Source organism: Aliivibrio fischeri ATCC 7744 = JCM 18803 = DSM 507 (genome assembly GCF_023983475.1).
In the GTDB taxonomy this organism is placed as follows: domain Bacteria; phylum Pseudomonadota; class Gammaproteobacteria; order Enterobacterales; family Vibrionaceae; genus Aliivibrio; species Aliivibrio fischeri.
In genome coordinates, this window is sequence record NZ_CP092712.1 from 1,256,652 (window position 1) to 1,268,136 (window position 11,485).

At 37.8% G+C, this 11,485-nt stretch carries 11 protein-coding genes; 6 read left to right on the plus strand and 5 right to left on the minus strand.

From position 1 onward, the window contains the following. Entirely contained in the window at positions 1-162 is a 162-nt protein-coding gene (locus tag AVFI_RS05915) for a hypothetical protein (RefSeq protein ID WP_005418974.1), read from the minus strand. Positions 163-474: 312 nt separating this feature from the next. Between AVFI_RS05915 and htpX the strand changes: the two genes are divergently transcribed. Both htpX and AVFI_RS05925 read left to right on the plus strand, forming a co-directional pair. Further along, the gene (htpX, locus tag AVFI_RS05920; RefSeq protein ID WP_005418976.1) at positions 475-1,350 is read left to right on the plus strand and encodes a protease HtpX; all 876 of its coding nucleotides are present in this window, start codon (positions 475-477) and stop codon (positions 1,348-1,350) included. A gap of 133 nt (positions 1,351-1,483) precedes the next feature. After that, the gene (locus tag AVFI_RS05925; RefSeq protein WP_026029210.1) at positions 1,484-1,963 is read left to right on the plus strand and encodes a YehS family protein; all 480 of its coding nucleotides are present in this window, start codon (positions 1,484-1,486) and stop codon (positions 1,961-1,963) included. Positions 1,964-2,034: 71 nt separating this feature from the next. Here the strand turns inward: AVFI_RS05925 and AVFI_RS05930 are convergent, their stop codons facing one another. Together AVFI_RS05930 and AVFI_RS05935 are read right to left on the minus strand one after the other, a co-directional pair. Then, a complete protein-coding gene (locus tag AVFI_RS05930; RefSeq protein WP_005418978.1) occupies positions 2,035-2,547 on the minus strand; it encodes a hypothetical protein in 513 nt (170 codons plus the stop codon). A gap of 113 nt (positions 2,548-2,660) precedes the next feature. Further along, a complete protein-coding gene (locus AVFI_RS05935) occupies positions 2,661-3,944 on the minus strand; it encodes a dicarboxylate/amino acid:cation symporter (RefSeq protein WP_005418980.1) in 1,284 nt (427 codons plus the stop codon). A 429-nt stretch (positions 3,945-4,373) separates the two neighbouring features. Here AVFI_RS05935 and AVFI_RS05940 point away from each other — a divergent pair, with 429 nt between their 5' ends. The 3 genes from AVFI_RS05940 (at position 4,374) to AVFI_RS05950 (ending at position 8,159) form a co-directional block, all read left to right on the plus strand. After that, positions 4,374-5,783, plus strand: coding sequence for an amidohydrolase (locus tag AVFI_RS05940; protein WP_188863744.1), 1,410 nt, complete (start codon positions 4,374-4,376; stop codon positions 5,781-5,783). A gap of 112 nt (positions 5,784-5,895) precedes the next feature. Next, positions 5,896-7,437, plus strand: coding sequence for a L,D-transpeptidase family protein (locus AVFI_RS05945; protein ID WP_065623939.1), 1,542 nt, complete (start codon positions 5,896-5,898; stop codon positions 7,435-7,437). Positions 7,438-7,607: 170 nt separating this feature from the next. Then, on the plus strand, positions 7,608-8,159 hold the full coding sequence (locus tag AVFI_RS05950) for a YcbK family protein (protein ID WP_054775908.1): 552 nt from the start codon (positions 7,608-7,610) through the stop codon (positions 8,157-8,159). Between the two features lie 92 nt (positions 8,160-8,251). Here the strand turns inward: AVFI_RS05950 and asnS are convergent, their stop codons facing one another. Further along, positions 8,252-9,652, minus strand: coding sequence for an asparagine--tRNA ligase (gene asnS / locus AVFI_RS05955; RefSeq protein WP_054775909.1), 1,401 nt, complete (start codon positions 9,650-9,652; stop codon positions 8,252-8,254). A 266-nt stretch (positions 9,653-9,918) separates the two neighbouring features. On the opposite strand from asnS, the gene queD reads away from it, so the two are divergent. Continuing rightward, positions 9,919-10,281 carry a 6-carboxytetrahydropterin synthase QueD gene (gene queD, locus AVFI_RS05960; RefSeq protein ID WP_005418986.1) on the plus strand — a complete coding sequence of 121 codons (363 nt, stop codon included), beginning with the start codon at positions 9,919-9,921 and terminating at the stop codon, positions 10,279-10,281. A gap of 52 nt (positions 10,282-10,333) precedes the next feature. Here the strand turns inward: queD and AVFI_RS05965 are convergent, their stop codons facing one another. Continuing rightward, entirely contained in the window at positions 10,334-11,350 is a 1,017-nt protein-coding gene (locus AVFI_RS05965) for an endonuclease/exonuclease/phosphatase family protein (RefSeq protein ID WP_054775910.1), read from the minus strand. Positions 11,351-11,485 lie beyond the last annotated feature (135 nt).

Below are 11,485 nucleotides of genomic sequence, written 5' to 3' on the forward strand. Positions count from 1 at the left end.
TTACTTGTCTAAAGACATCAATGCTTCTTGTGTTTCCATAATTTGTTGCTGCAAATCATTAGAAGAGGAAATACCTAATTGTTCTTTTGCTTCTTCTTTTGATATTCCTAGGTGGCAACAAAGCATATCAATTGCCATTAAATGAGTTTCTTGCTCAGCCATGTCGTATCCTTGATTTTTTCGTCTATCATTGAATTAGTCACTAAAGTAAAACCAATTGAAGATGATGACAATACGACCAAAGTCTAAGACTCTTGATTCATGATTTTTATTTGTCGAAGGAAAAAGTCATGAGCAAAGGTAAATAAGCACAAAGAAAGTGTATCAAAGTGCGTCAAACCCTTGTATTTATAGAAAATGACATTATCTTATCGTTATGCCTGATTTATCGTGCTAGAAACGATAATCAGGGGTCTGCTCAATAAGACGATATACAAAAAATGAGCAGGTTGAATTAATAATTGGAGTAAAGAAATGAAGCGTATAGCGCTGTTTTTAGCAACAAACTTAGCGGTAATGATTGTATTCAGTATTGTTCTGAATATCGTTTACGCAGTTACGGGGATCCAACAAGGTAGTTTATCTGGCTTATTGGTAATGGCAGTATTGTTTGGTTTTGGTGGTTCACTAATCTCATTAATGATGTCGAAATCAATGGCACTACGTTCTGTAGGTGGTGAGGTAATTGAACAACCTCGCAATGAAACAGAGCATTGGTTATTAGAAACGGTTTCTCGTCAAGCTCAGCAAGTTGGTATTGGTATGCCAACGGTTGCTATTTACGATTCACCTGACATGAACGCATTTGCTACTGGTGCAAAGCGTGATGATTCACTGGTTGCTGTTTCTACAGGTTTATTGCACAGCATGACTCGTGATGAAGCTGAAGCGGTTTTAGCACATGAAGTTAGTCATATCGCGAATGGTGATATGATCACAATGACGTTAATGCAAGGTGTTGTGAATACCTTTGTTATTTTCTTATCTCGTATGATTGCTAATGCGGTAAGTGGCTTTACATCAAGCGATGAAGAGGGTGAAGGTGAAGGCGGAAGCTTTATGACGTACTTCATTGTGTCTACTGTACTTGAGTTAGCGTTTGGCTTCTTAGCAAGCTTCTTAACGATGTGGTTTAGCCGTCACCGTGAATTCCATGCGGATGCAGGTGCTGCTCAGTTAGTTGGCAAACAAAAAATGATTGCAGCTCTTGAGCGTTTACGTATGGGGCAGGAGTCTCAGCTAGAAGGTTCTATGATGGCATTTGGTATTAATGGTAAAAAATCGTTAACTGAATTGTTGATGAGCCACCCACCTCTAGAGAAACGTATTGACGCTCTTCGTCAAATGTAATCTTTAATTTGAAGATAAAAACCCGAGGTTTTCTCGGGTTTTTTTATATGTATAGATCACATAAATCTTTTACCAAAGATGATTACAAGTTATAGTCTGCACCTAATTTAAATTAATACATTTAGGATCTACCTTGACTAATAACGACATTCTACGACGCATTCGCTACACATTCGATTTCAACGATTCAAAAATGATTGCATTGTTTGCAGCAGCTGATCTGAAAGTAACTCGTGAAGAAGTATGTAACTGGTTGAAAGCTGATGACGATAAAGATTACAAAAGCTGTCAAGATGTACAATTAGCAACGTTCTTAAATGGTTTAATTAACGATAAACGTGGTAAGCGTGAAGGTGAGCAACCAAAGCCTGAAGAAAAGTTAACAAACAACATTATTCTGAAGAAACTACAAATTGCTTTAAACCTTAAAGCTGATGAGGTTTTAGATCTTCTAAAATTAGTTAACTTCCGTTTAAGTAAGCATGAGTTAAGTGCTTTCTTCCGTAAACCAGATCATAAGCATTACCGTGTGTGTAAAGATCAAGTATTACGTAACTTCTTACAAGCTGTACAACAAAACTTACGTGGCGAATCAACAGAAGAAGCTAAGTAATTATATAAGCTCTTTATTTAATAGAGAATGAATAAAAAAACCACTGAATAATCAGTGGTTTTTTTGTAGAGTTAAAAGCTCCATTGCATACTCATCACGATAATTCCGGGTAAGATAAAACCGGCTTCAACGCCAAAATAGTCTGTTAAATTATATTGAGCGGCGTGATATATGTAAGGGGCAAATCCAACACCAAATTTTTCTTTGGATGTTTTATAAATACCGCCATCGCCACAATCATCGAATGCATCAAAGAAAAACTCACCGGCATAAGAATAAATCCCTTTGATCACGACTTTATCGTTAACTTGATACCAATCTTTACGTACACCAATAAGCATACAGCGGTTAGCTTGGCTATTTAAAAAAGTACCAACCATTAAACTGTAATCTGATTCTTCGCTAAATTTACGTTCGATAGAAAAATACTGATTTCCAAAGTACTGGTGTGAATCAGGATCGTATGGCACTAAATGATACAAGAAAGAACCGGTATTCATTGAGTAAAGTGATAGAGATTCTGCACTTGTTCTGAAAGGAATAAGAGAAAGTAACAGAATAAATGTAAATAAATGAGGGTTCATAAATATAAAATGTTAAATAAAAAGGCGATTCATTATAATTGCTTTGTTCATAAATAAAAAGGGAGAGCCGTGATTGCTCTCCCATTATCGTTACTTAAGTGACTAAATTATAATTAATTTCTCATTGTTTGAGCGAATGTCGCCCCATCTTCAACTTCTGTTTCTGCGATTTCGCCTTCTGATTTTGCAACAATGGTATTTACTGCGGTATCACCAACCACATTTGATGAAGTACAGAACATATCGTTAATACGGTCAACGGCAGCAACAATTGCTAATCCTTCTGGTGGAAGTCCTAATTGGTGCAAGATAACACCAACCATAACAACGCCACCGCCAGGAACACCACCAGCACCAATAGAAAGTAATAGGATAGTAAAGCCTAGCGTGAATAAGTCGGCTGAATTAATAGGTTGTCCAAACGCATTTGCAACAAAGATGGCAGCAAGAGCGATATAAATAGATACACCTGACATGTTCATTGTTGCACCAAGTGGCACACCAAAACCAGCAACGGATTTAGATACGTTTAATTTCTCAGTCAATGTACGCATTGTTACAGGAATCGTTGCATTTGAACTTGCTGTTGATAGGGAGAATAGAATCTGCTCGCGAACGGCACGTAAAAATGTTTTTGGCGAAATCCCTGTTGTTAGGCCTACCATTATTGGATAGAAAACAAAAATCCAGAATACAAGCATAGCGATAACAAGAGCTACATAGCCTGCGACTGACATCAATGTATTTGCATCTAAAGTTGCTCCTAATTGAATCATAAGCGCGAATACGCCGTAAGGAGCAAGGCTCATCACTAAGCTAATTAGCTTCATCATGATTTCATTTGCAACTTTAAAGGTTTTAATTGCAGGGCCGCCACGGTGGTCAAGTGCCTGAATAGCTAGACCAGTAAGGATTGCCATAAAGATGATTTGTAGCATATCGCCACTTGCAAATGCTTGAATAGGGTTGCTTGGTACAATATTCGTTATTAGAGAAAAGATATCAGGTGTTTCTGTTGCTTTTAACTCAACCGTACCTGCAGCAATCGTTCCTGCTAAATTTGCGTCAGCGCCTGGCGCAAATATCATACCTACTGTCAATGCAGCAGCAATCGCAATGATGGTGTTAATAAGGTAAAGAGCAAAAGTTTTACCACCAAGACGACCAAATGAAGCAATGTCTTTTAATTCAACGATGCCACAAACAATGGAAACATAAACAAGAGGTACAACCAAAAGTTTAATTAGGGAAACAAACATTCCACCAACGCCTTCGGCAGCTCCTAATATAAATGAATCAAAAAAAGCAATGCCATTAAACATATATTGAATAGCAGTACCTATTAATAGGCCAGCGAATAAACCTATAAAAATTTTACTGGAAAGTGACTTTTTCATAATTTTCCTTTACTCCGGATATTGTGTTCACTAATGCGTGGTTTCTATAACGTTTCTCTATTGACTGAGAATTCAACAGGATGTTTACATATTGTTAATATATTTAAAAGAAAAAAATAACGTCCGATTTTTTAGAGAGAGAAGCTTGTTTCCGTATGCTTATTGAGCAATCAAACAATAAGAAATAAGAAAACCAATTACTTATAAGAAGTGTTTTGATATAGCTTTACGTTATAAAAGGACTTTTGAATGGTAAAATTAACTCTCATTTATGTGTTGTGTGTCACGTAAATGTGACGCCTTGTTGCGAGTGAATTCAATATTTAAAAGAAACTGTGATGTGTGCCATATCAATTAATCACAATGATCTTGATATAAAAGCAATAACGTATACCATTCCTGTCAATTTTATTAATAACGAGTTGACCCATGTATTTACGAAAATCGCTAGTCGCTGCAGCCGTTGCAGCAAGCTCATTATTTTCTTTTTCTGCTGTTTCAGCACAACAAGCAGACTTAATGATCACTGACGCAACAGTACTGACAATGAACGCTGCAAAAGACGTTTATGAAAATGGTGTTGTTGTGATTAAAGGCAATAAAATTTTAGCGGTAGGTACAGAAGAACTTGCTAAAAAATACTCAGCGAAGACCACATTAGATGTGGATGGCGATATTGTACTGCCAGGCTTAATTAATACTCATACACACGCTTCAATGACGGTTTTCCGTTCATTAGGTGATGATGTTCCTGACCGTTTGCACCGTTATATATTCCCTTTAGAAAAGAAATTAGTATCGCGAGACATGGTTCGTATCGGTGCTAACGTAGGTAATATCGAAATGGTAAAAGGTGGGGTGACCACTTATGCTGACATGTACTATTTTGAAGATGAAGTTGCAAAAACGGTCGATAAGATTGGTATGCGTGCAATTTTAGGTGAGAGCGTTATTAAGTTCCCTGTTGCTGATGCAGCAAATGCCGACGAAGGCATTCAATACGCCCTAAATGTTATCGAGCAATATAAAGATCACCCTCGTATTACACCAGCGTTTGCTCCTCATGCTCCATATACTAATACTACTGAAACACTGCAAAAAATTGCCAAGTTATCATTAGATCTAGATGTCCCTGTTATGATTCACTTAGCAGAATCTCATCGTGAAGAGGAAGTGATTGCTGAGCGTTCTAATGGGATGTCGCCAGTCGAATATATGCACAGTATTGGCGCGCTTAATAAGAATCTGATTGGCGCTCATATGATCTTAATTGATGACAAAGATATTGAGTTAGTAAAAGAAGCGGATATGGGTGTTGCTCATAATATGAGTGCAAACATCAAGTCAGCGAAAGGGGTATCACCAGCACTTAAAATGTACGATGAAAACGTGCGTATTGGTTTAGGTACAGATGGCCCAATGTCAGGTAACACACTAAGCATTATTGATGAGTTTAACCAAGTAGCGAAAGTTCATAAACTGGTGAATAAAGATCGTGCAGCAATGCCACCGGTAAAAGTCATTGATATGGCGACAATGGGTGCAGCAAAAGCATTACATATGGAAGATAAGATAGGCTCGCTAGAAGTAGGGAAATTAGCGGATATCATTGTGGTAGATACCAAAGCACCAAATATGTTACCAGTTTACAACCCATATTCAGCGTTAGTGTATTCTGCTAACTCGGGTAATGTTCGTCATACTATTGTTGATGGTGAAATTTTGATGAAAGATCGTGAACTATTAACGGTTAATGAAGATGAAATTCGTAAAGAACTGATTGAATTTACAAAGATTGTTCGTAAAACTGTTATCGATAGCGGTGAAGTTGTTCAATAATCTTTAATAAGAAAATGTTTGTTTAAAGCCAGTTGTTCTTCAACTGGCTTTTTTGCTATTTGCGTAATGAAGTCTAAGATCAATATATACCAATCATGTAATAGGTGCTGATATGGGACGATTGTTGATTATTCTTTTTGTGCTTTTTTCCTCTTTGTGTAAGCCTATTCATGCCGCTTTGATTGATACCTACATAGAGTATTATCAAGAACAACTTTTTTATCCTGAAATAACCCAACGTCTTTATAGCGATGATACTTTAAAGTGGAAGTCCCCCTTAGCAAGAAAATACCTTGAAAATCAACTCGCACTTCTCGCACTAGCTCAATTGAATGATTCTGTTACTGCTCGTTACTATCAGCTGCAAGATATGGATGGTGTTGAGTACGATGTTTTAGCAACTGATACATTAATCTATCTTCGAACTTATCAATCTAGTGTTTCAACAGAAGGAAAAAAATGGTTTTTTGGTGGACGAATAGAAGCGTCACTACCTAAACCACAACCAGAAACGATAAAAGGAATAATAAAAGCCATTGATGATCGTGATTTAGTGAGTTTTACTCATGCTTTAAGACCAAGTTCTGAGCAATATGAGGAGCTATATCTGCGTCTATTCAATTACTATCAACCTTATGAAGATAGCGAAAGTGTATTCATTAAAGAACGCTTGATTAGACCAAATCAAATCACTGACGTGAAAACCATTATTTATCGTTTACAAGTTTCTGGTGAAATTAATCATCAGGAAGCAGAGATGTTATTAAGGCAAAGTAATGGTCATTATGATTCATCTTTGGTTTTGATAATTAAAGAATTTCAGAAAAGACATGGTTTAAAACAAGATGGGATTATCGGTCCTAAAACTTTACATTGGCTGAATATGACAGCGAAAGAGCGTGTACGCATCATGGCATTAAATATTCAGCGTCTGCGCTTATGGGAGAATAAAAACTCGCATTTTGTATTAGTTAATATTCCATCTTATGAAATGGCTTATTGGCAGGAAGGGGAGTTAGTTTTTACGAGTAAAGTTATTGTTGGTAAACCTGAAAGGCGGACACCTATTTTTACTACTAGGTTAAATGCGATTGTGTTTAACCCTGAGTGGAAAGTACCAACAAAAATAATGAGAGAAGATATTTTACCAAAAGCATTAGACAATAAAGATTTTCTGCAATCACAAAATTTCGAGATTATTCCTACATGGTTAAGTAAAGACGTTATTTCTATTGACGATATTGATTGGGAGCAGGTGAGTGCAGAGACTTTTCCTTACAAGTTAAAGCAGAAATCGGGCAACACAAATGCTCTGGGAAGGTATAAATTCAATACGCCTAACCGAAATGCCATTTATTTGCATGATACGCCATCTCGTTCACTATTTAGTAAGCAGCATAGAGCATACAGTTCAGGATGCATTCGGGTTGAAAAGGCCTCGGAGTTTGCCCAATTGCTAATGAAAGAATCTCATTTCTCGACTCAAGATTATATGGATTATCATGAGTTACCAGAGACAAGCAAAGTTGCGTTGGATCAGCAGATATCCGTTTACACTATATATCAAACATCATGGGTTGGAGAAGATAACCAAGTGCAGTTTAGAAATGATATATACAAATATGATGAGTGGAGTAAAAGTCGAAATAGATAAAAATTAACAGATTGGATAGTGATAAAAAATCATTTATTGTTCAATAAGTAAGCTACATCGAACTCATAAGACAGATAAAAACGGCTGTTTATTATTTGACCAATTGATAATTGGTGTGTATCTTGCGCTCAGTTATTGATTGATCTATTTATAAGTGAGTCCTTTACTGCATGTCTGAATTTAGTCCATTACGTCGTAAGATCCTTCTTGGTGGCGCAGCTACTGCTGGCTTAAGTTTATTTCCTTCATTCTCTTTTGCTTCACAATTTGCAGAGACACCTCGTAAGTTAGCTTTGAGCAATTTACATACTGGTGAAGAGTTACAAACGGAATATTTCAATGGACGACAATATCAAAGTGCAGAACTTCATAAATTAAACCATTTATGTCGAGATTTCCGACGTAATGAAAGTATTGAAATGGATAAACGTTTATTTGATCAGTTATCAGCGATTCAAAATGTGATTGGTTGTGATACACAAGTTCAAATTATTTCGGGTTATCGTTCACCAGCTACCAATGAAATGTTACGTGGTAAGTCACACGGTGGTGTTGCGAAGAAAAGCTTACACATGCTAGGCAAAGCAATGGATTTTCGTTTAGAAGGTGTTCCGTTGGCTGAAGTAAGAAAAGCGGCATTATCATTAAAAGCGGGTGGAGTAGGCTATTACCCAGGTAGTAATTTTGTTCATATCGATACGGGTAGAGTTCGTTTTTGGTAACGAATACTTATTGAAAAAATGGCGACCAATGCGGTCGCCATTTTTGTATTCATTACTTGCTAATTAGGTTATCTCAATTGAGATAATACGAATTAGAAGTTAGCTGAACGTGGAGTACGTGGGAACGGGATAACGTCACGAACGTTGCCCATACCTGTTACGTAAGACACTAGACGCTCAAAGCCAAGACCGAAGCCAGCATGAGGAACTGTGCCGTAACGACGTAAATCGCGGTACCAGCTCATGTGCTCAGGGTCGATGCCCATTTCAATCATACGAGCATCAAGAACGTCTAAACGCTCTTCACGTTGAGAACCACCAATGATCTCACCAATACCAGGTGCAAGAACATCCATCGCAGCAACTGTCTTACCATCGTCATTTTGACGCATGTAGAATGCTTTGATGTCTTTCGGGTAGTTTTTAACGATAACTGGCGCTTTGAAGTGTTCTTCAGCAAGGTAACGCTCATGTTCAGAAGACATATCGATGCCCCACTCAACATCAAACTCAAAGTCACGACCAGAATCTTTAAGGATTTGGATAGCGTCAGTGTAGTCTACTTGTGCGAAATCAGAGCTTACGAATTGCTCTAGACGAGTGATTGCTTGTTTGTCGATGCGAGAAGCAAAGAACTCAAGGTCATCACGACGCTCAGCAAGAACCGCTTCGAATACATACTTAAGCATGTCTTCAGCTAGTTTAGCTACGTCATCAAGAGTAGCAAAAGCAACTTCAGGCTCAACCATCCAGAATTCAGCTAGGTGGCGGCTTGTGTGTGAGTTTTCAGCACGGAAAGTAGGACCGAATGTGTAAACTTTGCTTAATGCACAAGCGTAAGTTTCCGCATTAAGTTGACCAGATACGGTTAGGAATGTTTCTTTACCAAAGAAATCTTTGTCGTAATCAACATTGCCTTTGTCATCCATAGGAAGGTTCGCGTGATCTAACGTAGAAACACGGAACATTTCACCAGCACCTTCTGCATCAGATGCAGTGATCAGTGGAGCAGACATCCAGAAGTAGCCTTGCTCGTGGTAGAAACGGTGAATTGCTTGAGATAGACAGTTACGAACACGTGCAACCGCACCGATCACGTTAGTACGTGGGCGAAGGTGTGCAACTTCACGTAAATATTCAATTGAGTGACGAGTCTTAGCCATTGGGTAAGTATCAGCGTCTTCAACCCAACCTACAACTTTAACTTCAGTTGCAGCAAGCTCAAAATCTTGGCCTTTAGCAGGAGAAGCAACGATAGTACCAGTCACTTCAACAGAACAACCTGTTGTTAGTTTAAGAACTTCGTCGTTGTAATTATTTAAGTCATTAGGAACCACGGCCTGAATCGGGTCGAAACAAGAACCGTCATAAACAGCTAGGAAAGAAATACCAGCTTTAGAATCGCGACGTGAACGGATCCAGCCGCGAACAGTTACTTCACTGTCAACCGCTAGTTTACCGCTTAATACGTCTGTTACAGGCGCGTAAGTCATGTTAAATACATTCTCCATTGTTGTGCCACATGCACGAATATTTTTATTTCAAGAGTGACATATTACCTTTCTTATAGCTCGCATCAAGTGTTGTTACGCTATAAAGATAAAAATTCAGGATAAGAATCAATTTTCGTCCTAAATTCGTCGAAAAAAACATCAATATGGCTAGGTAGTATATACTTAAGTGCCACGAGTCTTGTCGTTTAGTAGGGAAGTAGAGTACTATCCCTGCTTCATAATATAGGTAATAGAGATTTTAACTAATGACAACTGAACTATATAAAGACTTCATGTTTGAAGCAGCACACCATTTACCACATGTACCAGAAGGTCATAAATGTGGTCGTCTTCATGGTCACTCTTTTTTAGTTCGTTTGTATGTTGAAGGTGAAGTTGATCCACATACCGGTTGGGTTGTTGATTTTGCTGAAATTAAAGCAGCGTTTAAACCAACGTATGATCGTCTTGACCATTACTACCTGAACGACATTAAAGGGTTAGAAAACCCAACAAGTGAAGTATTAGCTAAGTGGATTTGGAATGAAGTAAAACCAAACTTACCACTGTTAAGCAAAATCGAAATTAAAGAAACCTGTACAGCAGGTTGTACTTACCGTGGTGAGTAATTTCAGTTTGAATTAATGTGTTTATGAAGGTGCTTGTTTGAAGCGCCTTTTTTTATGACTGACGTATACGGGCGGTAATAGAAACCAGAGCATGATCGGTACTGAATTGGTCAATATCGAATCTTGGATTCACAATGTGTTTATCTGTCACCGTATAGTCAATGATTTCCAAAATATTGCCAGAAAATGAGCTATCAAACTCATTAGAAAGCAGTATGTAATCTAAAACAGATCCTTTCGCCCCGTGATAATGGGTGTGAGCACGCTTTTCTAATAAATCAGTGCCTTTTAATTCGCTATAAATATCCCAACTGTCTTTTAATTGAAATAGAGCTAAATAGTCAGAGCTAAACTTATCAAATCGCAACTCATGAGAGAGTAAGCCTTTGAACTCATCGTGAAACAAGGGCTTATTAAAATCGCCCATGACGACGACAGCTTGGCTTGTTTTTTTGCGTTGCTGAATAATATGGTTATGTAGAATATTCGCTTCCAACCCTCGTTGAACGGTAGATAGCCAAGATCCTAATTGTTCATCATGGAGTTGATTGAGGGAGGAAAGATTCTCTTCATCTATCTCGTTATTAACTTCAGGCTCTTTTGGGCGTTGAGATTTAAAATGCACCACATAGCAATCTGTTATACCCAAGTGAGGTAGTTCGATACTGGCATGAACGGGAATACGATTAAATTCAAACTGAATGCCAAATCGCTCAAGTTGTTCTTTTTCTGCAATAACGGGTTGAGCTCTCAAAATAGGGTAGCGTGAAGCGAAAGCCACAATAGGCGAGTTAAAGACATAGCCATCTTCAGATTTTGGTTCATCTACCGTACAAAAATACGCGTACCCCAGCTCATTGACTAGTGCTTCTAGTGCATTGGGACTAAATACTTCCTGAAAGCCAATTACATCAGAGTTTAATTCGGTAATTTTATCTCTAAACCAGCCTTGTTTTTTCAACCATTCATCTTGAGTCAGTATGTTTTCAAAATCGTAGAATGCATTAGGCGGCTCAACAAAGTTGAACATGTTAATGGTAGTAAAGATGAGGCTTTCAGGTGATGACAAAATACAAGCTCTTTATTTTTTATGATGAACTGAAGTGGATATATCTTAAGTGTAAAGGGGTTAGCTCACTCTTGCCAGTGAATAGTTTGATTTTAAAAGCTTATAAAAGTACATAGTTTGTCTTTCAAATGGTAT

Coding starts and splice junctions, on each gene's coding strand:
- htpX (WP_005418976.1), top strand. CDS start 475: ATGAAGCGTATAGCGCTGTTTTTAGCAACAAACTTAGCGGTAATGATT.
- queD (WP_005418986.1), top strand. CDS start 9,919: ATGACAACTGAACTATATAAAGACTTCATGTTTGAAGCAGCACACCAT.
- AVFI_RS05945 (WP_065623939.1), top strand. CDS start 5,896: ATGGGACGATTGTTGATTATTCTTTTTGTGCTTTTTTCCTCTTTGTGT.
- AVFI_RS05940 (WP_188863744.1), top strand. CDS start 4,374: ATGTATTTACGAAAATCGCTAGTCGCTGCAGCCGTTGCAGCAAGCTCA.
- AVFI_RS05950 (WP_054775908.1), top strand. CDS start 7,608: ATGTCTGAATTTAGTCCATTACGTCGTAAGATCCTTCTTGGTGGCGCA.
- AVFI_RS05930 (WP_005418978.1), bottom strand. CDS start 2,547: ATGAACCCTCATTTATTTACATTTATTCTGTTACTTTCTCTTATTCCT.
- AVFI_RS05935 (WP_005418980.1), bottom strand. CDS start 3,944: ATGAAAAAGTCACTTTCCAGTAAAATTTTTATAGGTTTATTCGCTGGC.
- asnS (WP_054775909.1), bottom strand. CDS start 9,652: ATGACTTACGCGCCTGTAACAGACGTATTAAGCGGTAAACTAGCGGTT.
- AVFI_RS05915 (WP_005418974.1), bottom strand. CDS start 162: ATGGCTGAGCAAGAAACTCATTTAATGGCAATTGATATGCTTTGTTGC.